The 23,912-nt window shown below is 76.1% G+C and carries 20 protein-coding genes; 10 read left to right on the top strand and 10 right to left on the bottom strand.

The genetic code is table 11. The features are described from left to right. Positions 1 to 67: 67 nt before the first annotated feature. Together DMP17_RS34400 and DMP17_RS34395 are read right to left on the bottom strand one after the other, a co-directional pair. Positions 68 to 1,726: a GMC oxidoreductase gene (locus DMP17_RS34400; RefSeq protein WP_337831718.1), complete on the bottom strand. Its 1,659-nt coding sequence runs from the start codon at positions 1,724 to 1,726 to the stop codon at positions 68 to 70. 11 nt (positions 1,727 to 1,737) lie between these two features. After that, complete coding sequence (locus tag DMP17_RS34395) at positions 1,738 to 2,178, bottom strand: hypothetical protein (RefSeq protein WP_337831717.1); 441 nt, start codon at positions 2,176 to 2,178, stop codon at positions 1,738 to 1,740. 91 nt (positions 2,179 to 2,269) lie between these two features. Between DMP17_RS34395 and DMP17_RS34390 the strand changes: the two genes are divergently transcribed. After that, positions 2,270 to 2,872, top strand: coding sequence for a TetR/AcrR family transcriptional regulator (locus tag DMP17_RS34390; RefSeq protein WP_337831716.1), 603 nt, complete (start codon positions 2,270 to 2,272; stop codon positions 2,870 to 2,872). Between the two features lie 175 nt (positions 2,873 to 3,047). Then, a complete protein-coding gene (locus tag DMP17_RS34385) occupies positions 3,048 to 5,585 on the top strand; it encodes a Tex family protein (RefSeq protein ID WP_337831715.1) in 2,538 nt (845 codons plus the stop codon). 60 nt (positions 5,586 to 5,645) lie between these two features. Here the strand turns inward: DMP17_RS34385 and DMP17_RS34380 are convergent, their stop codons facing one another. Then, positions 5,646 to 6,395, bottom strand: coding sequence for a tyrosine-protein phosphatase (locus DMP17_RS34380; protein WP_337831714.1), 750 nt, complete (start codon positions 6,393 to 6,395; stop codon positions 5,646 to 5,648). 285 nt (positions 6,396 to 6,680) lie between these two features. Here DMP17_RS34380 and DMP17_RS34375 point away from each other — a divergent pair, with 285 nt between their 5' ends. Then, positions 6,681 to 8,633 (top strand): DEAD/DEAH box helicase, encoded by a 1,953-nt coding sequence (locus tag DMP17_RS34375; RefSeq protein WP_226357445.1) that lies wholly within the window; start codon positions 6,681 to 6,683, stop codon positions 8,631 to 8,633. 67 nt (positions 8,634 to 8,700) lie between these two features. Here the strand turns inward: DMP17_RS34375 and DMP17_RS34370 are convergent, their stop codons facing one another. After that, positions 8,701 to 9,165 (bottom strand): L,D-transpeptidase, encoded by a 465-nt coding sequence (locus DMP17_RS34370; protein WP_308253127.1) that lies wholly within the window; start codon positions 9,163 to 9,165, stop codon positions 8,701 to 8,703. A gap of 218 nt (positions 9,166 to 9,383) precedes the next feature. On the opposite strand from DMP17_RS34370, the gene ilvD reads away from it, so the two are divergent. The 4 genes from ilvD to DMP17_RS34350 all read left to right on the top strand — a co-directional run bounded on the left by ilvD (position 9,384) and on the right by DMP17_RS34350 (position 14,257). Further along, positions 9,384 to 11,066, top strand: coding sequence for a dihydroxy-acid dehydratase (ilvD, locus tag DMP17_RS34365; protein WP_337831713.1), 1,683 nt, complete (start codon positions 9,384 to 9,386; stop codon positions 11,064 to 11,066). A gap of 101 nt (positions 11,067 to 11,167) precedes the next feature. Then, positions 11,168 to 11,719 carry an ACT domain-containing protein gene (locus DMP17_RS34360; protein WP_226357442.1) on the top strand — a complete coding sequence of 184 codons (552 nt, stop codon included), beginning with the start codon at positions 11,168 to 11,170 and terminating at the stop codon, positions 11,717 to 11,719. A gap of 195 nt (positions 11,720 to 11,914) precedes the next feature. After that, positions 11,915 to 13,594: a hypothetical protein gene (locus DMP17_RS34355; protein ID WP_337831712.1), complete on the top strand. Its 1,680-nt coding sequence runs from the start codon at positions 11,915 to 11,917 to the stop codon at positions 13,592 to 13,594. 9 nt (positions 13,595 to 13,603) lie between these two features. Further along, entirely contained in the window at positions 13,604 to 14,257 is a 654-nt protein-coding gene (locus DMP17_RS34350; protein ID WP_337831711.1) for a class I SAM-dependent methyltransferase, read from the top strand. A gap of 10 nt (positions 14,258 to 14,267) precedes the next feature. On the opposite strand, the gene DMP17_RS34345 is transcribed toward DMP17_RS34350, so the two are convergent. The 5 genes from DMP17_RS34345 to DMP17_RS34325 form a co-directional block, all read right to left on the bottom strand. Further along, positions 14,268 to 15,077 carry a methyltransferase domain-containing protein gene (locus DMP17_RS34345; protein ID WP_337831710.1) on the bottom strand — a complete coding sequence of 270 codons (810 nt, stop codon included), beginning with the start codon at positions 15,075 to 15,077 and terminating at the stop codon, positions 14,268 to 14,270. A gap of 21 nt (positions 15,078 to 15,098) precedes the next feature. Further along, positions 15,099 to 15,512, bottom strand: a complete 414-nt coding sequence (locus DMP17_RS34340) for a DUF2256 and DUF3253 domain-containing protein (RefSeq protein ID WP_226364909.1) — start codon at positions 15,510 to 15,512, stop codon at positions 15,099 to 15,101. A 49-nt stretch (positions 15,513 to 15,561) separates the two neighbouring features. After that, the gene (locus DMP17_RS34335) at positions 15,562 to 16,404 is read right to left on the bottom strand and encodes a shikimate dehydrogenase (RefSeq protein WP_062395769.1); all 843 of its coding nucleotides are present in this window, start codon (positions 16,402 to 16,404) and stop codon (positions 15,562 to 15,564) included. A 22-nt stretch (positions 16,405 to 16,426) separates the two neighbouring features. Further along, positions 16,427 to 17,065 carry a nicotinamide mononucleotide transporter family protein gene (locus DMP17_RS34330; RefSeq protein WP_226357436.1) on the bottom strand — a complete coding sequence of 213 codons (639 nt, stop codon included), beginning with the start codon at positions 17,063 to 17,065 and terminating at the stop codon, positions 16,427 to 16,429. 108 nt (positions 17,066 to 17,173) lie between these two features. Then, a complete protein-coding gene (locus tag DMP17_RS34325) occupies positions 17,174 to 18,610 on the bottom strand; it encodes a PLP-dependent cysteine synthase family protein (RefSeq protein ID WP_337831709.1) in 1,437 nt (478 codons plus the stop codon). A 3-nt stretch (positions 18,611 to 18,613) separates the two neighbouring features. On the opposite strand from DMP17_RS34325, the gene DMP17_RS34320 reads away from it, so the two are divergent. The 3 genes from DMP17_RS34320 (at position 18,614) to DMP17_RS34310 (ending at position 21,714) form a co-directional block, all read left to right on the top strand. Then, positions 18,614 to 19,369, top strand: a complete 756-nt coding sequence (locus tag DMP17_RS34320) for an SDR family NAD(P)-dependent oxidoreductase (RefSeq protein ID WP_226357434.1) — start codon at positions 18,614 to 18,616, stop codon at positions 19,367 to 19,369. 120 nt (positions 19,370 to 19,489) lie between these two features. Beyond that, on the top strand, positions 19,490 to 20,614 hold the full coding sequence (locus DMP17_RS34315; protein WP_337831708.1) for an NDMA-dependent alcohol dehydrogenase: 1,125 nt from the start codon (positions 19,490 to 19,492) through the stop codon (positions 20,612 to 20,614). A gap of 20 nt (positions 20,615 to 20,634) precedes the next feature. Continuing rightward, entirely contained in the window at positions 20,635 to 21,714 is a 1,080-nt protein-coding gene (locus DMP17_RS34310) for a dipeptidase (protein ID WP_337831707.1), read from the top strand. Between the two features lie 16 nt (positions 21,715 to 21,730). Here DMP17_RS34310 and DMP17_RS46530 read toward each other — a convergent pair whose 3' ends face one another. Continuing rightward, positions 21,731 to 23,890: a DUF309 domain-containing protein gene (locus DMP17_RS46530; RefSeq protein ID WP_443217935.1), complete on the bottom strand. Its 2,160-nt coding sequence runs from the start codon at positions 23,888 to 23,890 to the stop codon at positions 21,731 to 21,733. Positions 23,891 to 23,912 lie beyond the last annotated feature (22 nt).

The following is a 23,912-nucleotide window of genomic DNA, read 5'->3' as shown; positions in this document are numbered from 1 at the left end:
CCGTGACGTCGCGCGGCGACCCGCGCACGGGGTGCCGCGGACCGGGGAGGGGCGCCGCGGACCGAGCTCACAGCCCGTCGGTCAGGATCCCGTCCATCGCCCGCTCCACGATCGCCGCGATCGTCCACGACGGGTTCGTGCTCCCCGTCGTCCCCGGCACCAGCGCCCCGTCGACGACGTGCAGCCCCGGGTGCCCGGCCACGCGTCCCCGGTCGTCGGTGACCCGGCCCAGCACCGCGCCGCCCAGCGGGTGCCAGGTGACCGGGTCCAGGGTCCCCAGGTCGAGGACCCCGGAGGGTGCGTCCGCGGCGCGCGCGACCAGGCCGGAGAGCCCTGCGGGCAGCCGGGAGGCGACGTCGGAGACGACCCGTCCGAGGCCGGCGCCGACCGGGGCGTCCGGGGCGATCAGCCGCTGGGTGAGGTCGCGGACGGTGCGCTGGGCGTCGGCGTCGCCGTCGGTGGGCCAATGCAGCACGGCCTCGCCGGTGGCGCCGTCGAAGCGGAACTCGCCGACCGGGTCGCAGGCCCCGAACCCGGGCAGCGACATCGCGCGGACGTCGAACGGCAGCGGCGCGGGGCCGAAGGTGAGCGTGACGGCCTCGGCGCGGTCGTCGGTGGGCGGGCGGATGCCGGCCGCCATCGGTCCGGCCTGCGGTCCGCCCGCCGGTCCGGGGACGCCGACGCGCAGCTGGATGCGGTCGCCGTTGTTGCCCCAGAACCGGCCGGCGTCGGCGGTGAGGTCGGGCAGCGTCCCGGTCTCGCGGGCCCGCACGAGCAGCCGGGAGGTCCCGGTCGACCCGGCGGCGAGGAACACCGCACCGGTGGTCAGCGCGATCCGCTCCTGCACGACTCCGTCGGTGTCGATCCGCTCGACGTCGAGCCGGTAGCGCCCGCCGCCGACCGCGGTCAGGTCGGTGACCCGGTGCAGCGGGGCGACGGTCACCAGGCCCGAGGCCTCGGCGTCGCGCAGGTAGTTCTTGTCCGCCGACAGCCGCGCCCCGGAGTTGACGCCGGTGAAGTACTCGCCGACCGACATCGACGGCGTCGCCCGCCCGGCGAACTCGGCGCGCACGACGTCCCAGTCGGTCGCGTTGGGCAGCAGCTGCGCGGTCAGCCCGGCGCGGCGGGCCTGCTCCAGGAACAGCCGGGTGCCGACGTGCGCGGGGTGGGCCAGGACGTCGTCGGGGATCGGCGAGACCCCGACCCGGGCGGCGGCGCGCGGGTAGTGGACGGCGGCGAGCTCGTCGTGGTCGATGCCGGGGACCGCCGCGGAGAACACCGCCGCGTCCGGCCGGATCCACACCCCGGCGTAGACCAGGGTCGACCCGCCGACCCCGGCCCCGCAGAGCACGCTCATCCCGCGCCCGGACACCTTCTCGAACAGTCCGGTGTAGGGCTTGTACAGCGTCGGCGGCTGGCCGGGGAACACCGGCGCGGGCGTCAGCCACGACGAGCGGCGGTCCGGGCGCAGGAACGGCGGGAACGTGTCGGCGGCCGGGGTGGTCCAGCGGCGGCCGCGTTCGAGGACCAGGGTGCGCACGCCCGCCTCGGCGAGCCGGGCCGCGGCGATCGACCCGCCGAGCCCGCTCCCGACGACGACGGCCGGTGCGGACATCGCGGTGACCTCCCGGCGCAGCAGGGCCGGCGCGGCGGTCGCGGTCCCGGCGGCACCCAGCGCGGCGGCGCCGAGCGCGGCCCCGGTCAGGAAGCCCCGGCGGCTGGTCACCCGCATCGGGCTCAGCCCCCGATCCGGATGTCGGCGACGATCTCGCGGATCAGACCGTCCTCGTAGCGGAAGGTCTCGTGCACCCGCGCGGTCGTGAGGCCGATCGGACCCGCCCCGACGGACAGGGTGAACTCCGCGACGACGACGCCGTCCCCGCGCACCCGGTAGGTCTCGTCGGAGACGGCGCGGATGATCCGGTACTGCGGGCCGAACCGCAGGTCGGCGCGCAGCTGGTCGCCGGAGAACCCGGTCGGCAGCCCCGCCTCGACCCGGGTCGCGTGCGGGTGGAACGGCACCGCCGACGGGTCGTGGTCGGCGAGCGCGGCGACGTAGGCGCGGGCACCGTCGACCCGGCAGGCGTCGTCACAGGTGGAGGCGGACGCGACACCCGCCCCTGCTCCGGCGACGATCACTCCGACGAGCACGGACAGCAGCAGACTGCGCGACCGCATGGGAACCTCCGGGACCTGGGGGAGCGGACGGGGGGACGACGTGACGGGAGCGACGCCCGGGGGCAGGCGCCGGGAGACACGGGACGACGGCGTGGCGCGCACGCGGGCGGCCCTGCTGGCCGCGGCGGCCGACGTGTTCGCCGAGCGCGGCTACGACGGCGCCTCGGTGGACGAGATCGCCCGCGCCGCCGGGGTGTCGGTGGGGTCGATCTACAGCCGCTTCGGCAGCAAGCAGGACCTGTTCCGGGCGCTGATGACCGGCTACCTGGAGGGCGACCTGGACCGGGTGCGGTCCGGTATGGACACGGGCCCCGAGCAGGGGCTGGCCGAGCTGGAGACGGTGCTGCTGGAGACCGCCCGCTCGCGCCCGGCGACCCTGCTCGACGCCGAGAGCTGGGCCGCCGCGATGCGCAGCCCGGCACTGCGCGCGGCCGTGTCCGACCACCACCGCCGGGTCCGTGCCGAGGCCGCCGCGATGGTGGCGCGCGGCCGCGCGGCCAACGGGGTGGACCTCGGCGTGCCGGACGAGGAGGTGGCGACCGCGATGATCGCGCTGTTCCACGGCCTCGTCCGGGAGTACCGCCTCGGTGTGCCCGGCGAGGCGCCGCCCGACCTGTACAGCCGCATGGTGCACGCGCTCGCGACCGGGCTCGCCGCGCTGGCCGCGGACGGCGGGCCGCCCGGCGGGCCATGATCCACAGCGAGCCACGGGCGGCAGTCTGGCACGGGTGAGCGGGCGCTCACCCACCGGGTTCTCCATCGGATGTCGGACACCTGCCGGCGGTCGCGGGGACCGCCGTCCGGACGGGCGCGGGCCCGACCCCCCACCCGGCGGTGGCGCCCGCGACACCGTTCGCCACGATGGGGCGGTGACAGGCACGGCACCCCCGGACATCCAGCAGCACCGCTCGATCAACCAGCGCATCGCCGACGAGCTCGGCGCCCGGCCGGACCAGGTCGGGGCCGCGGTGGCCCTGCTGGACGAGGGCTCGACGGTCCCCTTCGTCGCCCGGTACCGCAAGGAGGCGACCGGCGGCCTCGACGACGCCCAGCTCCGCACCCTGGAGGAGCGGCTGCGCTACCTGCGGGAGCTGGAGGAGCGGCGCACCGTCGTCCTCGACTCCATCCGGTCGCAGGGCAAGCTCGACGAGGCCCTCGAGGCCACCATCCTCGCCGCCGAGTCCAAGGCCCGACTCGAGGACATCTACCTGCCCTACAAGCCCAAGCGTCGCACCAAGGCGATGATCGCCCGCGAGCAGGGGCTGGAGCCGCTGGCCGACGCGCTGCTCGCCGACCCGACGCTCGACCCGCACTCGTCGGCGGCCGCCTACGTGACCGACGAGGTCGCCGACGCCGGCGCCGCGCTGGAGGGCGCCCGCTCGATCCTGGTCGAGCGGATCGGGGAGAACGCCGACCTCGTCGGCGGCCTGCGCGAGCGCATGTGGGCGCACGGGCGGCTGGTCACCACGGTCCGCGAGGGCAAGGAGAACGACCAGGCCGCGGCCAAGTTCTCGGACTACTTCTCCTTCGCCGAGAAGTTCACGACGCTCCCCTCGCACCGGATCCTCGCGGCCTTCCGCGGCGAGTCCGAGGAGGCGCTCGACGTCACCCTCGACGCCGGCGTCGCCGACGACGAGCCGAACCCCTACGAGGCCCTGATCGCCGCCGAGTACGGCGTCGCGGACCGCGGCCGCGCCGGCGACGCCTGGCTGCTCGGCGTCGTCCGGTGGGCGTGGCGGACCCGGCTGCTCACCGCGCTCGGCATCGACATCCGGGTCCGGCTGCGCACCGCCGCCGAGGAGGGCGCGATCGGCGTGTTCGCGGCGAACCTGCGCGACCTGCTGCTCGCCGCCCCCGCGGGCACCCGCGCGACCCTGGGCCTCGACCCGGGCCTGCGCACCGGGGTCAAGGTCGCCGTCGTCGACGCGACCGGCAAGGTCGTCGACACCGCGGTGATCTACCCGCACGAGCCCCGCAAGGACCGCGCCGGGTCGCTGAAGACCCTGGCGGCGCTGTGCACGAAGCACTCCGTCGAGCTGATCGCGATCGGCAACGGCACCGCCTCGCGGGAGACCGACGCGCTGGCCGGTGAGCTCATCGCGGCGAACCCGGGCCTGAAGCTGACCAAGGTGATGGTGTCCGAGGCCGGCGCGTCGGTGTACTCGGCGTCGGCCTACGCCTCGGCCGAGCTGCCCGACATGGACGTCTCGCTGCGCGGCGCGGTCTCCATCGCGCGGCGCCTGCAGGACCCGCTCGCCGAGCTGGTCAAGATCGACCCGAAGTCGATCGGGGTCGGGCAGTACCAGCACGACCTGCCCGAGTCCTCGCTGTCGCGTTCGCTCGACGCGGTCGTCGAGGACTGTGTGAACGCCGTCGGCGTCGACGTGAACTCGGCGTCCGCGCCGCTGCTGCGCCGGGTCTCGGGCATCTCGGAGTCCCTCGCCGGCGCGATCGTCGCCCACCGCGACGAGAACGGCCCGTTCCGGAACCGGACCGCGCTGACCGGCGTCGCGCGGCTGGGGCCCAAGGCGTTCGAGCAGTGCGCGGGCTTCCTGCGCATCCGCGGGGGCGACGAGCCGCTCGACGTGACCGGCGTGCACCCGGAGTCCTATCCGGTCGTCCGGCGGATGGTGGAGCGCACCACGCTCGACGTGTCCGCCCTGATGGGCAACGCCGCACGGCTGCACCAGATCAAGCCCAAGGACTACGTCGACGACGGCGTCGGGCTCCCGACCGTCACCGACATCCTGGCCGAGCTGGAGAAGCCCGGCCGGGACCCGCGGCCGGCGTTCCGGACCGCGACCTTCGCCGAGGGCGTCCACAAGATCTCCGACCTGCGGCCGGGGATGCTGCTGGAGGGGGTCGTCACCAACGTGGCGGCCTTCGGTGCGTTCGTCGACGTCGGGGTGCACCAGGACGGCCTCGTGCACGTGAGCGCGATGAGCAAGGACTTCGTGTCCGACCCGCGCGACGTCGCCAAGTCCGGTGACGTGGTCAAGGTGAAGGTCCTGGAGGTCGACGAGGCCCGCAAGCGGATCTCGCTGACCCTGCGTCTGGACGACGAGCCCGGCGCCGGCGAGCGCGGCGGCCGGTCCCGCGGGCCCGGCCAGGGCCAGGGCGGTGGCCAGGGCGGCCGGGGTCGCGACGGCGGCGAGCGCGGCGGGCGCGGTCCGGGCGGTGGCCAGGGCGGCGGACGCGGCCAGGGCGGCGGCGACCGCGGCCGCGGTGGCCGCGACGGTGGCCGCGGCGACGGCGGACGCGGCGGTCAGGGCGGCGGACGCGGCGGCTCCGGCGGCCAGGCCGGCCAGGGCGGTCGCGGCGGCTCCGGCGGCGGCCGGCAGGACCGCGGCCCCGCCAACGACGCGATGGCCGAGGCGCTGCGCAAGGCGGGCTTCGGCAAGTCCTGAGCTCCGGCCCCGTACGACGACCGGGCCCCGCGCACCCCGGGTGCGCGGGGCCCGGTCGCGTCAGTGCGGGAGGACCGGCTCCAGCAGCCGCTCGGCGAGGCGGCGCAGGTCGTCGTCGCCGACGCCCCACTCGCGCAGCCGGCCCGCCGGGCCACCGGGGTGCGCGTCGAGGTCGTCGAGCACGGCCTCCAGGGCGGCGGCGTCCACCCCGAGCAGCGCCTCGTCGTCGGGCTCGGGCTGGCCCCAGGCGCGCAGCCGGTCCCACAGGGTCGGCAGGACCTCGTTGGTGCGGAGGTAGTCCGCGACGATCGTCGCGCGCGGCACGTCCAGCACGGCCAGCAGCACCCCGACCACGATCCCGGTCCGGTCCTTGCCCGCGGCGCAGTGCACGAGCACCGGGGCGGGCGCGTCGGCGACGGTCCGCACGATCCCCGCGAGCTCGGCGCCGGCCTCGGACGCCAGCAGCCGGTAGGCCCACCCGAGCCCGTCCTGCCCGGCGGCGGCCGTCGCGACCCGCTCCGGGGTCAGCGACGCGCCGAGCGGGACCGGCCGCACGTCGGCGACGTCGGCGAGCGGGTGCGGCTCGCGCGTCTCCGCCGCCGAGCGCAGGTCGACGACGGTCCGCGGCGGCCACGGCGATCCCTCGGGCAGGTCGAGGGCCCGGGCGTCGCGCGGGTCGCCGGGGCGGGGTGCGTCGGACCGGTAGAGCACCCCGTGCCGTACCCGGTAGCCGTCCGTCGTGCGGAGACCGCCGAGATCACGCAGGTTCGCCGGGCGCCGGGTCGCGGCGCTGGAGAGGAATGCCGTCACCCGGCCAGGGTCGGTGATCTCCCCGCGGCCGCGCCGAGGGTCGTGACCAGGGGCATCGGTGGTGTCGGTCACGCGGGACCCGACGCACGGACCGCACCGGGACATGGCACACTGGTCGATCGACGGCCGTCGGCGACGACGCACGGCCGCGAGCCCCGGAGGTCTGGGTTCACCGGCACATCATCTGGATCGAGATGCCGCACGCGGGCCTGGCGGGCTGGGAGAGCGGGCGAGAGCCGCCCGACGACACAGCGCACCCCCCTGCGCGCGCCATTTGAGGACCGAGTGAGCATTCTGCTGGACCAGCACCCCGACCTGAACGACTCCGGAGACGAGATCACCACTTCCGCCGCCATGACGGACACCGACGCCGCCGCCGAGCTCGACACCGAGATCGCCGACGCCGCCACCACCCCCGACACGACCGACGCCGGGGAGGGCACCCCCTCCGCCGACGTGGCCGAGGACGCGGACACCGAGGACGCGGACACCGCCGACGAGCCCGTCGACGACACCCCCGCCGGCCCGACCTTCGCCGACCTGGGCCTCGCGCCGCAGCTGCTCGACACCCTCGAGAAGCTGGGCTACGCCTCGCCGAGCCCGATCCAGGCCGCCGCGATCGGCCCGCTGATCGCCGGGCGCGACCTGCTGGGCCAGGCCGCCACCGGTACCGGCAAGACCGCCGCGTTCTCGCTGCCGATGCTGCAGCGCCTGGCCGACGGCCGCACCTCGCGCTCCCGCGGCACCAAGCCCTTCGGCCTGGTGCTCGCCCCGACCCGCGAGCTGGCCATGCAGGTCGGCGACGCGGTCTCCAAGTACGGTGCCGCGCTCGGCGCCTCGGTCGCCTGCGTCTACGGCGGCGCGCCCATCGGCCCGCAGCTGGGCCAGCTCCGCCGCGGCGTCGACATCGTCGTCGCCACCCCCGGCCGCGCGATCGACCTGGTCAACCGCGGCGCGCTCGCCCTGGACGCGATCGAGGTCGCCGTCCTGGACGAGGCCGACGAGATGCTCGACATGGGCTTCGTCGAGGACATCGAGACGATCCTCGGCGCGACGCCGCGGGGCCGCCAGACCGTGCTGTTCTCGGCGACCATGCCGGGCCGCATCCAGAGCCTGGCGCGGACCCACCTGAGCGACCCGACCGACATCCGGATCAAGAAGGAGGCCACGCCCGAGGGCGAGGCCCCCAAGGTCCGCCAGACCGCGTACCACGTGCCCCGCAGCCACGTCACCGTCGCGCTGGGCCGGGTGCTCGAGATGGAGCAGCCGACCGCGGCGATCGTGTTCTGCCGCACCCGCGCCGACGTCGACGCCGTCACCGAGACCCTCACCGCGCGCGGCCTGCGCGCCGAGGCGCTGCACGGCGGCATGGACCAGGAGCACCGCACCCGGGTCGTCGAGCGCCTGCGCGCCGGCCGCACCGAGCTGCTGGTCGCCACCGACGTCGCGGCCCGCGGCCTCGACATCGACTCGCTGACCCACGTGGTCAACCACGACGTGCCGTCGTCGCCGGAGTCCTACGTGCACCGCATCGGCCGGGTCGGCCGGGCGGGACGCGAGGGCGTCGCGATCACCCTGGTCACCCCGGGGTCGGTGCGTCACCTGCGCAACATCGAGCGCCTCATCGGGGCGTCGGTTCCCAGCGCGCCGGTGCCCTCGCCGGAGGACCTGCGCACCGTGCGGCTCGCCCGCACCGCGCTGGCCCTGCGCGAGCAGGCCGGTCAGGACGCCGACACCCCGCCGCAGGACGGCGTGGAGCAGCTCGTCGTCGAGCTGGCCCGCGACCACGACCTCGCCTCGATCGCCGCCGCGGCGATCCGGCTCGCCCGCGCCGGCAACTCGGTGCCGGACGACGAGATCGAGATCCCGCAGGTCCGCTCGCGCGGTGGCCGTGACAGCGGCCCCGGCGACCGTGGCCCGCGCCGCGACCGCGACGGCCGTCCGGGCGGTGCCCGCGGCCAGGGCGCCCGCCCGCCGAAGGCCGGGGCGACCCGACTGTTCGTCTCGGCGGGCCGTGCCTCCGGTGTGCGCCCGCAGGACATCGTGGGTGCGCTGGCGAACGAGTCCCGGCTGTCCGGCCGCGACATCGGCGCCATCCAAATCCACGAGCGCCACTCGCTGGTCGAGGTGCCCGAGCACGCCGCGGACGACGTGCTGCGCTCGCTGCGCGGTGCGACGACGCTGAAGGGCCGCAAGGCCAACGTGCGCCGCGACCGGGACAACGCCGGCGCCCGCTGACCCACGGCACACGACAGGGGCCCCGCGCGGATCGCGCGGGGCCCCTGTCGTCGTCGGTGGGGGAGGGTCAGCGCACCTCGACCCGGTCACCCTGCGCCAGCTTGCCGAAGAACACCGTCGCGTCCTGGTTGCGCATCTTCACGCAGCCCGCGGACCCGGAGCCGCGGTCGCCCTCGTGGAAGGCGATGCCGCCGGGGGCGAAGAAGACCGACCACGGCATCGGGGCGCCGTCGAACTCGGCGGAGTGGTGGTCGCGGTCCTTGTCGTAGACGGCGAAGTCCCCGGTCGGGGTCTCCGTGCCGTGCCCACCGGTGGCGACGTCGACGGGGCCGTAGGTGACCTTCCCGCCCTTCATCAGCCACGCCTGCTGGGACTCCAGGTCCACACAGGCCTTCGCCGTCGCCGAGCACGGGGTGCCGGCGACACCGGAGCCGGTGCCGGCGGCGACCGCGGTGCCCGCGGCGCCCAGCCCGATGACCAGCCCGGTGGCCAGCCCGGTGGCCGCGAGGACCAGTGCGCGGCGGCGACGCACCCGGCGAGTGCTACGGGGAGTGGGTTCGTTCGTGTGCGCCATGAGTGTCGCTCGGGTCCTCTCGGGTGAATGACGGTGCTGCCGGAGAGTCCAACGATCACCCGTAGCAACGGATACGCCCGGACGGGCTATGCGTTGCAGCCGGAAACGGGCCTGCGCCGGTGATGTGCGGGAGGATCGGCCCCGTCCCGACACCGGAGTCCGGCCGAGGAGCGCGCATGGCCACCACCAGTTCCCGCAAGCCCCGCAGTCACCAGGTCACCGACGGCATCGGCGCCACCGCCGCTCGCAGCATGCTGCGCGCGGTCGGCATGCGCGACGACGACTTCGCCAAGCCCCAGATCGGCATCGCCTCGTCCTGGAACGAGATCACCCCGTGCAACCTGTCGCTGCAGCGGCTCGCGACCGCGGCGAAGGAGGGCGTGCACACCGCGGGCGGCTACCCGATGGAGTTCGGCACGATCTCGGTCTCCGACGCCATCTCGATGGGGCACCGGGGCATGCACTACTCGCTGGTCAGCCGGGAGATCATCGCCGACTCGGTGGAGACCGTCGTCGAGGCCGAGCGGCTCGACGGGACGGTGCTCCTGGCCGGCTGCGACAAGTCGCTGCCCGGGATGCTGATGGCCGCGGCCCGGCTCGACCTCGCCGGGGTGTTCGTCTACGCCGGATCGATCATGCCGGGCCGGGTCGGTGACCGGGAGGTCAACATCGGCGACGCGTTCGAGGGCATCGGGGCGTGCGCGCGCGGCCTGATCACCCCCGACGAGCTCGACACCCTGGAACGGGCCATGTGCCCGGGGGAGGGTGCCTGCGGCGGCTTCTACACCGCGAACACGATGGCCGCGGCCGCCGAGGCGCTCGGGATGGCGCTGCCCGGCTCGGCCAGCCCGCCCGCGGTGGACCGTCGCCGCGACGGCGTCGCCCGTGCCTCCGGCGAGGCCGCGGTCGGCATGATCGCCCGTGGCCTGACGGCGCGGTCGGTGCTGACCCGCGAGGCCTTCGAGAACGCGATCGCCGTCGTCATGGCCTTCGGCGGGTCCACCAACGCGGTGCTGCACCTGCTGGCCATCGCCCGGGAGGCCGAGGTGCCGCTGACCCTGGACGACTTCAACACCGTCGGCGACCGGATCCCGCACCTGGCCGACGTCAAGCCGTTCGGGCGGCACCTCATGTACGCCGTGGACCAGGTCGGCGGCGTACCGGTGGTGATGAAGGCACTGCTCGACGCGGGCCTCATCCACGGCGACGCCCGCACCGTCACCGGCCGCACGGTCGCGGAGAACCTCGCCGAGCTCGACCCGCCGGGCCTCGACGGCTCGGTCATCCACGACCTCGCCGACCCGATCCACCCCACCGGCGGCCTCACGATCCTGCGCGGCTCGCTCGCGCCCGACGGCGCCGTCGTCAAGTCCGCCGGGTTCGACGCCGCCACCTTCACCGGCACCGCCCGCGTCTTCGACGGCGAGCAGGGCGCGCTCGACGCCGTCGACGCCGGCGAGATCGGGCCCGGCACGATCGTCCTGATCCGCTACGAGGGCCCCCGCGGCGGGCCCGGGATGCGGGAGATGCTCGCCGTCACCGGGCGGATCAAGGGCGCGGGCCTCGGCAAGGACGTCCTGCTGGTCACCGACGGCCGCTTCTCCGGTGCGACGACGGGGCTGTGCGTCGGGCACGTCTCGCCCGAGGCCGCCGACGGCGGACCGATCGCGCTCGTCCACGACGGCGACACGGTCACCCTGGACATGAAGGCCCGCACGATCGACATCGGCGTCGAGCCCGCCGAACTGGAGCGGCGGCGCGCGGAGTGGACGTGCCCGGAGCCGACGAACCGGCGCGGGGTGCTGGGCAAGTACGCGAAGCTCGTGTCGTCGGCGGCCGACGGGGCGGTCTGCGGCTGACCCGCGTGGCCGGCGCGCCCGGCGGACGGGCGCGCCGGCCGCGACGCACCCGACACCGCCCCGACACAGGGCCGCAACATCGGTCCCGCAGGCTGGTGGTGATGAGCACCGATCCCGGGACGACCAACGGCCTCTACCGGGTGCGGGTTCGGCTGCCCGACGAACCCGGTGCCCTGGCCGGGCTGACGGCGGCGCTGGCGCAGGTGCGCTGCAACATCCTCGCCCTGTCGGTGCACGGTCAGGACGCGCACTCCGTCGTCGACGAGCTGCTGGTGTCCGGGCCGTGCAGCGTCGGCGAGCTGTCGGTGGCGGTCTGCGGGGCGGCCCCCGACGGCGGGGTCCTGGTCATGACCGCCGACCCGCACGACCTGGTCGACCCGCCCACCCGGGCACTGGACATCGTCGCCGCCGGTCAGAGCCCCGCCGACGGGGTCGCCGCGCTGCTCGGCGCGTCGGGTGTCCGGACGCCGGGCCCGGACGAGCCGGGTGCGCGCGACGAGCACGACCTGGAGCTGACCGCGCCCGACGGCACCCGGCTGGTCGCCCGGCGGGCGGCGCCGTTCACCGTCACCGAGGTGGCCCGGGCCCAGGCGTTCCTGCGCGCGGTCGCGACGCGCCCGGAGTCCGACCCGCGCGGCTGGGCCGGCGCGTAGCGCACTCGGCGCACCGCAGGCGCCGGTCGGCGTGGCACGGAGGTCACGGAGCCGCCACCGCTGGCATCCTGCGGGCAGGACGATCGAGAACGGGCAGTACCCACACGGCCTCCGGCGGGCGTCCTCACCATCGCGAAACCGCCGCGACCCGTGGCGGCAACGATGGACGGTGATCGTTGCGTCATGGAGGCCGGTATGGGTGAGCTGTCGTCCCCGCGGGATCGGGACCGGGTGGGTGTGGTCGTGCCGTACGACTTCGCCCTCGACCGTGAGATGTGGCGGTGGGTCCCGGAGCGGGTCACCCTGCACGTGACCCGCACGCCGTTCGTCGCGACCCCGGCCGACGCCGCGCAGGCCCGGCTGATCTCCGACCCGGCGATGGTCCGGCGGGCCGCCCGCGACGTGCTGACCCCGGGGCCCGCCGTGGTCGCGTACTCGTGCACCTCGGGCAGCTTCGTCGGTGGCGTGGCGGGGGAGGCCGCGCTGCGCGAGGCGGTGCTGGCCGCGGGCGCGCCGGCGGCGGTCACGACGGCGGGGTCGCTGGTCGCGGCGTGCGCCGAGCTGGGGGTCACCCGGCTCGCCGTCGCCACCCCCTACGTCGACGACCTCACCGGGCTGCTCGCCGACTTCCTCGCCGAGTCCGGGGTCGACACCGTCGCCCGGCACGGCCTGGGCCTGCTCGGCCACATCTGGACGACGACCCCGGAGCAGGTCGCCGCGGCCGTGCGCGCCGCGGACCACCCCGACGCGCAGGCGGTCTTCGTCTCCTGCACCAACCTGCCCACCTACGACGCGATCGCCGGGCTGGAGCGCGAGCTCGGCAAGCCGGTGCTCACCGCGAACCAGGTGACGATGTGGGCCGCGCTGCGGGCGGCCGGGCACGCCGCCGTCGGCCCCGGGCAGACCCTCGTCGACGGCCCGTCCGTCCCGCCGGTGCTGCGGGTCGTGGACGCCGCGGACCCCGGCTCGACGGAGCCCGGCCCGGCGGACCTCGACCCGGCGGTCCTCGGCACCGGGGCCGAGCCGGGACCGGCGCCGCTGCTCAAGGTCCGCGTCCGGCTGCCCGACGAGTCCGGTGCGCTGGCCCGGCTGACCGCGGCCGTCGCCGAGGTCGGCGGCAACATCCTGTCGTTGTCGGTGCACGGCCGCGACGCGGGCACCGTCGTCGACGAGATGCTCGTCGGCGGCGGGGTGACCGCGGACCGGCTGTCGCGGGTGATCCGGCGACGGCTGCGCGGGTCCGGCCCGGACACCGTGCAGGTCACCCCGGCCGACCCGCACGAGCTGGTCGACGGGCCCACCCGGGCGCTCGACCTCGTGGCCGCCGCCCGCGGCCGGGACGGGCTGTTCGACGGTCTCGCCGCGCTCCTGCACGCCGACGAGGTCGGCACCGGCCCGGTCGCGGCCGGCACGCACGTCCTGGAGCTCACCGCCCCGGCCGGCCCGCCGGTGCTGGCCTGCCGGGACTGGGCGCCGTTCACCGTCACCGAGCGGGCCCGCGGGGAGGCGTTCCTGCGCGCGGGCGCGGCGACCCCGCCGCCCCGGGAGACGGTGCTGCTGCCCGGCGGGGCCGAGCTCGTCGCGGAACCCGCGTCGGGGGAGGAGACCGCCGAGCTCGACGTGCTGCTGCGGACCTGCCTGGCCGGGGAACCGGCCGTGGACTGGACGGCCGCCGACCTCGCGGGGCTGCTGGCGCCCGTCGCCGCACCGGCGCTGCTGCTGCGCACCGCCGCCGGTGACCTGGTCGGCGTGGCCGCGCTGCTCGGCACCGACGCCGGCGTGCCCGAGCCCGTCGTGGTGCTCCACCCGTGCCTGCGCGGGGCGGGCGTCGGCCGGTGGCTGCGCGGTCGGCTGGGCTCCGGGGTCGCCGCCTAACCTGCGGGGGTGCCCGACCACGCCCCGCACGACCACGCCCCGCACGACCACAGCGGACCCCGCGCCGACCCCGCGGAGCCGGGCCCCGGCGGGCTCCCCGACGACTGGGAGGCCTGGCGCGGCCGGGTCGACCTCGACGACTACGACCGCAGGTGGGCGGCGATGGCCGCGGCCGGGAAGAACCCGCACGGCGAGGCCGACCTGGTCTGCGCGCTGCGCGGGGACGGCCCCGTCCTCGACGGCGGCTGCGGCACCGGCCGCGTCGCGATCGAGCTGGACCGGCGCGGCGTCGCGGTCGTCGGCGTCGACCCGGACCCGGACATGATCGCCGCGGCGCGGGCCAAGGCGCCCGCGCTGCGCTGGGTCACCACCGGCCTGGAGACCCTGGACCTGCCCGAGCGGTTCGGGCTGGTCGTGTTGGCGGGCAACGTGATCCCCTACGCCGAGGACCGCGCGGGGGTGGTCGCGGGCTGTGCCCGGCACCTGCGTCCGGGCGGCCTGCTGCTGGCCGGGTTCGCCACACAGCCGGGCTGGCCCACCCCCGACGACCACGACGCCTGGTGCGCCACCGCCGGGCTCGACCCGGTCGCGCGGTGGTCCACCTGGGACCGTGCACCCTGGTCCGGCGGCGACTACGTGGTCGCCCTGCACCGCCGCGCCTGACCCGGGCGGCTCAGGGCCGGTCGGGCACCCGGCAGAGGACCTCGCCGTGCGGGATGACGATCCAGCCGTCGGGGTGCGCCGCCCACTCCCGCCACGCCGCGGAGATCCCGTCCAGCTCGGACTCCCCGGCCAGCCCGCGCTCGACGGCCATCCGCCCGACGCCGGTGTGGATGCGGTCGGCCCACATCCCGCCCCAGGCGGCGCGGGCCTCCGGGGTCGCGTGGCACCAGACCGACGCCGACGGCGTCACCTCGGTGAACCCGGCCGCGTGCGCCCAGCCGAGCAGCCGTCGTCCGGCGTCGGGCTCGGCGTCGTTCCCGCGGGCGACGGCCCGGTACAGCTCCAGCCAGCGGTCCAGCCGCGGGTCGTGCGGCCACCAGTGGAACCCGGCGTAGTCGGCGTCGCGGGCGGCGACCAGGCCGCCCGGCCGGGCGACCCGGCCCATCTCGCGCAGCAACGCGACCGGGTCGGACACGTGCTGGAGCACCTGGTGGGCGTGCACGACGTCCCAGGTGCCGTCCGGGTCGGACAGGGCGTAGCCGTCGTCGACGGCGAACTCCACGTCCAGGCCGCGGGCGGCGGCACCGGCGCGGGCCTGCTCCAGCGGTCCGGGCACCACCTCGACGCCGCGGACCCGGCCGGGCGCGACCCGCTCGGCCAGGTCGGCGGTGATGCTGCCGGGGCCGCAGCCGACGTCGAGCAGGCTGGTGCCGGGCGTGAGCCGGTCCAGCAGGTAGGCGCACGAGTTCTCCGCGGTGCGGGCCGCGTGCGACCGGACGACGACGCCCGGATGGCCGTGGGTGTAGGTGTCGCGGGGCACGGGCTCAGCCTGGCACGGCGCTCAGCCGGGCACCCGGCGGATCCGGATCGGGCCCTTCGCCGTCGACGGGTCCACGACCCGGCCGGACTGCACGATCTCGACCCGCCCGGCGTCGACGAGCCGGCGCGCGGCCATCCGCGCCGGTTCCATGAGGTCGCGCCAGCCGTCGGGGTCGACGGCGCGGGCCGCCTCGGACGGGCAGATCGTCGCCCCGCCCTTCCTGCGGTCGAGCAGCCCGGTGATCGCCGACTCCAGCTCGGTGTCGACCGGGCGGACCTTGCGCCTGCGGCAGCCCTGGGAGCAGTAGCGCACCTGCTCCCAGTCGTCGGCCCACTTCCTCCGCCACTCGATCCGCCGCCCGCAGACCACGCAGCTCTTCTCCTCCACGACCGTCATGGTCGTCCCGCCCGCGGCGCTCCGCTCGCCGAGAATCATCAGGGCCTGAGCAGCGCCACCCGGGCCGTGGCGCCGCCGGGCCGGGGGTTCAGCTGCGGGCGAGCACGGCCGCGTCGAGCGCCTCGCGCATGGCGGCCTCCGGACCGGGACGCCCGGTCATGAGCTCGACCTGCGCGACCGCCTGCTGCAGCAGCATCTCCAGGCCGGACACGATCCGCGCCCCGGCCGCCGCCGCGCCGCCCGCGACCACCGTCGGCCACGGCGCGTAGACGGCGTCGAGCAGCACGGTCCCCGGCCGCCAGCGCGCACCGGCCAGTGCGTCGGCCGCCCCCGCCGGGAGGGTGGAGACGACCGCGTCGGCGCCCTCGAGCAGCCGCGCCGCGGCGGGCGGGTCGGTGAGCACCGCGTGCACCGTCACCTCGGTGCCGAGCCGCTCGGCGGTCCCGCGCAGCGCGGAGGTCCGGCCCGCGTCGCGGACCAGGACGTCGACGGCGTCGACCTCCATGTCGTGCAGCGCTGCGACGGCGGCCTGCGCGGTCCCGCCCGCCCCGAGCACCACGGCGCGCCCGCCGCCCGCGCCCGCGGCGCGCAGCGAGCGCGCGATGCCGGTGACATCGGTGTTGTGCGCGGTCGCGCCGGTGCCCTCGAAGACCAGGGTGTTGCCGGCGCCGATCGCGGCCGCCCCCGGCGCGACGTGGTCGGCGACGTCGAGCAGCACCCGCTTGAGCGGCATCGTCAGCGACAGCCCCGCCCACTCCGGGCCGAGCCCGGCGACGAACCCGGCCAGGCCCGCCTCGTCGACCTCGTGCCGGTCGTAGTACCAGCCGGTCAGCCCGAGCGCGGTGTAGGCGGCGTTGTGCAGCGCGGGCGAGAGCGAGTGGGCGATCGGGGAACCGAGGACGGCGGCGCGGCGGACGGGGGACGTGCTCATCCGAGCAGTATCCCGTGGCGGCTCAGACCGCCCGCGACGGCTCCCGCTGCGCGGCCCCCACGGTGCGCCGGGCCCGCGCCCAGCTCCACCAGCCGTGCACGACCAGCCCGGCGAACACGACGTAGACCGCGGCGGAGAACCACAGCCCCGAGGCCAGCTGCAGCGGCACGCCGACGGCGTCGACCAGCAGCCAGATCACCCAGAACTCGATGAACCGCAGACCCTGGGCGAGGAACGCGACCGCGGTGCCGACGAAGATCGCGGCGTCCGGCCAGGGCGCCCAGCTGGCGTCGAGCGCCTCGAGGACCAGCGCCATCACCACGGTTCCGCCGACGAGCAGCCCGACCAGCCCGAGCCGCTGCGCGGTGCTCGCCTGGCGGACCGCGAGGCCGTAGACCGGGTCGCGCCTGCGCAGCCACGCGACGAGCCCGAACACCGAGATGGCCAGCACGATGACCTGCCGGAACGCGAGCCCGCCCAGGTGTGCCGAGGCGTAGACGGTGAACAGCAGCACGCAGGCCGCCATCTGCACCGGCCAGGTCGCGAGGCTGCGCCGGCGCGCCAGGAACACCACGGCGATGGCGCCGATCTGCCCGACGAGCTCGGCCCACGACACGAACTGCCCGAACGCGGTCAGCCCGTGGTGCAGCAGGAGGTCCACGACGGTCCCCTTCCCGGACGCGGCGGGCGCGCCCCGTGACAGCAGACAACGACGGCGCCGTCCCCGCCCATCCCCGCCCGGTCCGGTGTGAGCGGACCCACACCGGCCTCAGGCGGGGTGGCCGCCGAGCCGGTCGCGGCGCACCTGGGTGACCGCACGGCCGTCGACCAGCACCAGGACGGCGTCGTGCTGGCCGACGGCGGCGGCGTCGAGCCGCGCGGTCGCGGCCGCGGTGGACTCGCCGTGGCCGACCGTCGCGGGCGGGGGACCGGCGTGCGCCCCGACCCGCTCGTCGGGGCGCAGTCCCACCAGGTCGGCGGGCCGCACGCTGCCGATGACGTCCGGTGCCGACCAGGTCACGGCGTCGGTCTCGCGCGGCAGCACCACCGGGACCGCGCCGCCGGGGCCCGCCCGGTCCAGGGCCGCGAGCAGCGCGGCGACGGTCGTCGTGGCCGGGGCGACGAGCAGCCCCGGCGCGTACGGGCCGACCGTGTCGCGCACCCGCGGCCCGGCGACGGCGTCGAGGAACCCCAGGCGGGTCAGCCAGTCGTCGTCGAAGTACTTCGACAGGTAGATCCGCCCGGAGTCGGGCAGCACCGCGACGACCACCGCGTCCGGCCCGGCCTCGACGGCCACACGCAGCGCCGCGGCCACCGCAGTCCCCGACGAGCCGCCGACCAGCAGACCCTCGGACCGGGCGAGGCTGCGCACCGTGCGCAGCGAGTCGCCGTCGCCGATCCGCTCGACGCGGTCGTGCACCGCCGGGTCGTAGACCCGCGGCCAGGTGTCGGTGCCGGTCAGCGGGTGCAGGTAGTGGCCGACGGCCTCGACGTAGTACGGGCTGCCGTCGCCGCCGCCGTAGCGGGAGGTCCACGGGTCGGCCGCGACGACGGTGACGCCGTGCCGGCGCAGGTACCGGCCGGCGCCGGTGAGGGTGCCGCCGGTCCCCACCCCCGCGACGAGGTGGGTGACCCGGCCGCCGGTCTGCGCCCAGATCTCCGGGCCGGTCGTCCGCTCGTGCACGGCCGGGTTGGCCGGGTTGTCGTACTGGTCGGCGAGCCAGCCGCCGGAGGTCTCGGCGGCGATCCGGCCGGCCAGCCGTCGCACGTGGCGCGGGTCGTCCTGGGGCACCAGTCCCGGCGTGCGGACGACCTCGGCGCCGTAGGCACGCAGCAGCGCCTGCTTCTCGGCGGTGGTCCGGTCCGGCACCACGAACACCGCCCGGTAGCCGCGGGCGGCGGCGACCATCGCCAGGCCGATGCCGGTGTTGCCCGAGGTGCCCTCGACGATCGTGCCGCCCGGGCGCAGCGCCCCGGACTCCTCGGCGTCGAGCACCATCGCCAGCGCGGCGCGGTCCTTCACCGAGCCGCCCGGGTTGGTCCACTCGGTCTTGACCCAGACCTGCGCCGACCCCTCGGGCACGATGCGGCGCAGCCGGACCAGCGGGGTGGCCCCGACCGCGTCGAGCACCGAGTCGTACACCGCACCGGCTTCCCCGTCCGACCCCATGGCGACGATGGTCCGCCACGGGGTGGGAGGCTGCACCGTGTGGGTGGTTCGGAGCGCACGGTCCTGGTCCTGGGTGGTCGCAGCGAGATCGGGCTGGAGGTCGCCGAACGGCTCGCCGCCGGGGACACCGACACGGTCGTGCTGGCCGCGCGCCGCCCGGAGGCGCTGACCGCGGAGGCGGCCCGGGTCCGGGCCGCGGGCGCCGCGGTGGACACCGTCGCCTTCGACGCCGACGACCTCGCCGGCCACCGCCCGCTGCTCGACGACGTGACGGCGCGCCACGGGCGGATCGACGTCGCCGTCGTCGCGTTCGGGATCCTCGGCGACCAGGCCCGCGCCGAGACCGACGCCGCGCACGCCGCCGCGATCGTGCACACCGACTACCTCGCCCAGGTGCACCTGCTCACCGAGCTGGCCCAGGTGCTGCGCGCGCAGGGGAGCGGGACGCTGGTCGTCTACTCCTCGGTGGCCGGCGTGCGGGTGCGGCGCGCCAACTACGTCTACGGCAGCGCCAAGGCCGGGCTCGACGGGTTCGCCTCCGGCCTGGCCGACGCGCTGCACGGGACCGGGGTGCGGCTGGTGCTGATCCGCCCGGGGTTCGTCGTCGGCCGGATGACCGAGGGGATGAGCCCGGCGCCGCTGTCGTCGACGCCCGCGCAGGTCGCCGACGCGACGGTGCGCGCGGTCCGGCGCGGGCGGGGCAACGCCGACGTCTGGGTGCCCGGCACCCTGCGGCTGCTGTTCCTCGGGCTGCGGCTGCTGCCCCGCGCCGTCTGGCGTCGGATGCCCCGTTAGCGACACGGTCTACAGGCGAACGGTGTCCCGCGATCTGCGTGTGGCACTTCCCCTGGAGTGACCGGGCTCATATCGTCGCGTGCGCATCCTGTTGGACGACGACGTCTGAGGTGAACCACCGTGGGACACACCCGTGGAGCAATCGTCCGGAGCGCTCCGGGCAAGTACGAGGTCGTCGACCTCGAACTCGACGAGCCGCGCCCCGGCGAGATCGAGGTCAAGATGGTCGCGTCGGGGCTGTGCCACTCCGACGACCACATCGCCACCGGGGACATCCCGGTCGGCACCTACCCGTTCGCCGGTGGACACGAGGGTTCCGGCATCGTCACCCGCGCCGGGGCGAACAAGAAGGGCCTCAAGGAGGGCGACCACGTCGTCTTCTCGTTCCTGCCCTCCTGCGGGCACTGTCGCTGGTGCGCCAGCGGCATGCAGAACCTCTGCGACCTCGGCGCGGGCCTGCTCGCGGGCACCCGCTGGGAGGAGCCCACGACCCGCCTGCGGCTCGCCGACGACGGCACCCCGGTCGGCCAGATGTGCGGCATCTCGACCTTCTGCGAGACCACCGTGGTCTCCGAGGACTCCTGCGTGAAGGTCCCCGACGACATCCCGCTCGAGGTCGCCTGCCTGGTCGGCTGCGGCGTCGGCACCGGCTGGGGCTCCGCGGTCAACGCCGGCGGCGTGCAGCCGGGCCACACCACGATCGTCATGGGCATCGGCGGCATCGGCATCAACGCGGTCCAGGGTGCCTCGCACGCGGGCGCCGCGAACATCATCGCCGTCGACCCGGTCGCGCTGAAGCGCGAGAAGGCCCAGGAGCTCGGCGCCACGCACGCGGTGGAGACGATGGAGGAGGCCACCGAGATCGCGAAGCAGTTCACCAACGGTCAGGGCGCCGACCAGACCATCGTGACCGTCGGCGTCGTGAAGCCCGACCACGTCGGGCAGGCGATGGCCTCGATCCGCAAGGCGGGCACCGTCGTCGTCACCGCGCTCGGCGACATCAACTCGACCGAGCCGCTGCCGGTGTCGCTGGCCGACGTCACCCTGTTCCAGAAGCGGATCCAGGGCGCGATGTTCGGCATGTCCAACCCGAACTGGGACATCCTGCGCCAGCTGGAGCTCTACCGCGCCGGCGCGCTGAAGCTCGACGAGCTGGTCACCACCACCTACACCCTGGACCAGGTCGCGACGGCCTACGAGGACATGCACGCGGGCAAGAACATCCGGGGCGTCATCCGCTACTGAGCACTGGCAGGCTCCGGGGCATGGTCTACGTACTCGACGGACACAACGACCTGCCCTGGGCGCTGCGCGAGCTCTCCGGCGGCGACCCGGCCCGCGAGCCGGACGTCGCCGCCGGGGACCCGCGGCTGCACACCGACCTCCCGCGGCTGCGGGCCGGCGGGGTCGGCGCCCAGTTCTGGTCGGTCTACGTGCCCGGCGAGCTGGGCCACGACGAGGCCGTCACCGCGGTGCTCGACCAGGTGGACCGGGTGCGGCGGCTGCTGGCCGCCCACCCGGACGCCCTGGCGTTCGCCGACACCGCCGACGACGTCGACGCCGTCGTCGGCTCCGGGCGGGTCGCCTCCCTGATGGGGGCCGAGGGCGGGCACTGCATCGCCGACTCCCTCGCCGTGCTGCGGGTCCTGCGCGGGCTCGGGGTCCGCTACCTGACCCTGACCCACAACCTGAACAACAACTGGGCCGACTCGGCCACCGACACGCCCCGTCACGACGGGCTGTCGGAGTTCGGCCGCGGGGTCGTCGCCGAGATGAACCGCATCGGCATGATCGTCGACCTCTCGCACGTCGCGCCGGCGACGATGCACCAGGCCCTCGCCGTCACCACCCGCCCGGTGCTGTTCACCCACTCCGGCGCCCGCGCCGTCACCGACCACCCGCGCAACGTCCCCGACGACGTGCTGGAGGCCCTGCCCGGCAACGGCGGCGTGGTCATGGCGACGTTCGTGCCCCGCTTCGTCTCCACCGCCGTGACCGCGTGGGACGGGCGGGTCCGGGAGGCGATGGCCGAGGCCGGGGCCGACCACCGCGACCTCGCCGCCCGGAACCGTTTCATCGCGGGCTGGGACGGTCCGGAGCAGCCCCGCGCGACCCTCGCCGAGGTCGTCGCGCACGTCGAGCACCTGCGCGAGGCAGCCGGGATCGACCACGTCGGCATCGGCGGCGACTTCGACGGCACCACCGAGTTGCCCGAGGAGCTCTCCGACGTCTCCACCTACCCGCGGCTGCTCGACGCGCTCGCCGACCGCGGGTGGAGCGCGGAGGACCTGGCGAAGCTGGCCCACCGCAACGCGCTGCGGGTGCTGCGCGACGCCGACGCCTGAGCGGCCCGGCGGCGGGTCACGGCGTCCCGGTGGGGCGCGGACCGGCCAGCGCCGTCGCCGCGGACGCCGCGATCCGCAGCGAGCCGACCGCCGTCGGGTGGAACGGGTCGGGGGTGGCGAGCCCCATGATGTCCGGCGGCATCCGGTCGCGGTCCGGGTCGCACAGCGGCGCCAGGGCCGGCGCGGCGGTGCTGAACCCGAAGCGGGCGGCGCCGTCGGCCAGCACGTCGTTGAGCCGGCGGTTCCGCTCGGCGAGCAGGTCGAGCTTGGCCTGGTCCAGGCCCGGGGTGCCGGCCGGGCCGCGCATGTCCGCGCAGGTCGGGTCGAACCGGGCCGGGAACGGGTCGTAGGACAGGGTGACCACCACCCGCGGGCGCCCCGGCAGCGTGTCGAGGTCGGTGAACAGGGCGCCGACGTCGCGGGCGAACCCGGCGAGGCGGGACTCGAACTCGCCGTCGGAGAGCCGGTCGTCGCAGGTGGCGAGGCCGTAGCAGTACAGCAGGAAGTCCGACCAGGCCAGGTCGTTCGGGCCGACCGCGACGACCACCCACTGCAGGTTCCGGACCTGCTTGAGCCGCCCGACCTGCGGGTCGACGGTGACGCCCTCGCGCAGCTGCGGCCCGCGCAGCCCGGTCGCGACGCCCGCCCCGGCGCAGGCCAGGTTCAGGACGTCCTCGCCGCGCAGCCGGGCCAGCTCGGCGGCGGTGGAGTCGGTGCTGCGCCCGCAGGCGCGGTCCTCGTCGGTGACGGTGCCGTCGTCCTGCCGCAGCGGCGGGCCGCCGATCCGGGCCGCGCGGGAGTCCCCGATCACCGCGCCCGCGACCCCGGTGACCGCGGGCCCGACCGGCGACGGGGTGACCGTCGCCGCCCCGACCAGGTCGGTCAGCGAGGTGACCCGCCCCAGACCGGTGAGGGTGCCGTGCAGCGCGGCGACCCCGGCGCCCGCCCACAGCAGCACCGACGCGGTCACCGCGACGACGGTCATCCGCCCGATCGGCCCGGCCAGGTCGTCCCAGTGCACCGGCCGGTACCGGCGGGTGCGGGTGCGGCGCAGCGCCAGCAGCAGCCGCGCGGTCGCCATCAGCCCGCTGCCCAGCAGCGCGACCAGCACGATGCCCGCGGCGCCCCACAGGTACCAGGTCACGAACCCCTCACCGAGGTCGCGGACCGCGTCGCCGGCACCGTCGACGGTGTGCGGGCCCAGCACCGGGCCGTTGTCGGCGGGCCGCTTCAACGGCCCGATCGACAGCCGCGGCCGGATCGGACCCCACACCTGCACGGTCGTGAGGTCGAACTCGGCGTTGCCGAGCTGGGCGATCTGCGCGGGCCCCGACAGCGTCAGCGGCGGCACCCGGGCGCCCACGCCGACGTCCTGGCCGAACACCTCGACGTGGTTCTCCGGCGTCAGCAGGATCACCAGCGGGACACCGACGACGGCGATCAGCCCGAGCAGCGCCAGTGTGGGCAGCGACCGGGCCTCACGCAGCAGCGCGCGGGGCCAGGACCGGGAGGTGGGACGGGCGGCCACCGTCAGTGTGCGGGGCGGGACACGAGGTGGAGGGGCACGGCCCCATGGTGGCCCGGGGGACGGGCCGGAGTCACGGACGTCGTGGGGTGGCGTCGGACTCCCCGGCGGGTGGCTCCCGGCGCGCGGCCGCGCGGCGATCAGGCTCCCCGGCGCCCGGGTCCCGCGCAGCCGCGGGGCGAGCCGTGTCGCCGTGACGGTGCCGGCACCGTCGCGTTCGACGTCGTCGGCGAGGGCGTCCGTGTGCGCGACCAGGCCGTCGAGGTCCAGCCCGGCCGGGACGGCGACGTCGAGCACCCGCCACAGCCGGACGCCCTCCGCGCCGCGGCGCAACAGCGCGACGGCGCCGCGGGCGTTGCCGCGCTGGGCGTGGGTCAGCCCGACCGCGAGCTGCGCCAGCGCCCGCCACAGGTCGCGGGTGTCGTCGCCCGCGTCCTTCCAGGCACCCTCGAGGATCTCGTGGGCGTTGAACGGCAGGCCCGAGTCGAGCAGCCGCTGGGCCTCGGTGACGGCGTCGGCGGGGGAGAGCACCAGGTCCTCGGGCACCCGCTCGACGCCGGGTGCGCCGTGCGGGAGCGGACGCCCGGCGGCGTCGCGGGGGCGGGCGTTGCGGGCACGGCCCCGGTCGTCGCGGTCGCGGGAACGGGTCATGGCTGCGAGCGTGCCAGCTCTC

The organism is Pseudonocardia sp. TMWB2A (genome assembly GCF_017312135.1).
The sequence above is the reverse complement of the archived record's forward strand: the minus strand, read 5'-3'. Positions and strand labels throughout refer to the sequence as shown.

What these genes read in the sequence shown, in the direction of transcription:
- DMP17_RS34395 (WP_337831717.1), bottom strand. Translation starts at nt 2,178, where the DNA reads ATGCGGTCGCGCAGTCTGCTGCTGTCCGTGCTCGTCGGAGTGATCGTC.
- ilvD (WP_337831713.1), top strand. Translation starts at nt 9,384, where the DNA reads ATGGCCACCACCAGTTCCCGCAAGCCCCGCAGTCACCAGGTCACCGAC.
- DMP17_RS34360 (WP_226357442.1), top strand. Translation starts at nt 11,168, where the DNA reads ATGAGCACCGATCCCGGGACGACCAACGGCCTCTACCGGGTGCGGGTT.
- DMP17_RS34355 (WP_337831712.1), top strand. Translation starts at nt 11,915, where the DNA reads ATGGGTGAGCTGTCGTCCCCGCGGGATCGGGACCGGGTGGGTGTGGTC.
- DMP17_RS34340 (WP_226364909.1), bottom strand. Translation starts at nt 15,512, where the DNA reads ATGATTCTCGGCGAGCGGAGCGCCGCGGGCGGGACGACCATGACGGTC.
- DMP17_RS34335 (WP_062395769.1), bottom strand. Translation starts at nt 16,404, where the DNA reads ATGAGCACGTCCCCCGTCCGCCGCGCCGCCGTCCTCGGTTCCCCGATC.
- DMP17_RS34310 (WP_337831707.1), top strand. Translation starts at nt 20,635, where the DNA reads ATGGTCTACGTACTCGACGGACACAACGACCTGCCCTGGGCGCTGCGC.
- DMP17_RS46530 (WP_443217935.1), bottom strand. Translation starts at nt 23,890, where the DNA reads ATGACCCGTTCCCGCGACCGCGACGACCGGGGCCGTGCCCGCAACGCC.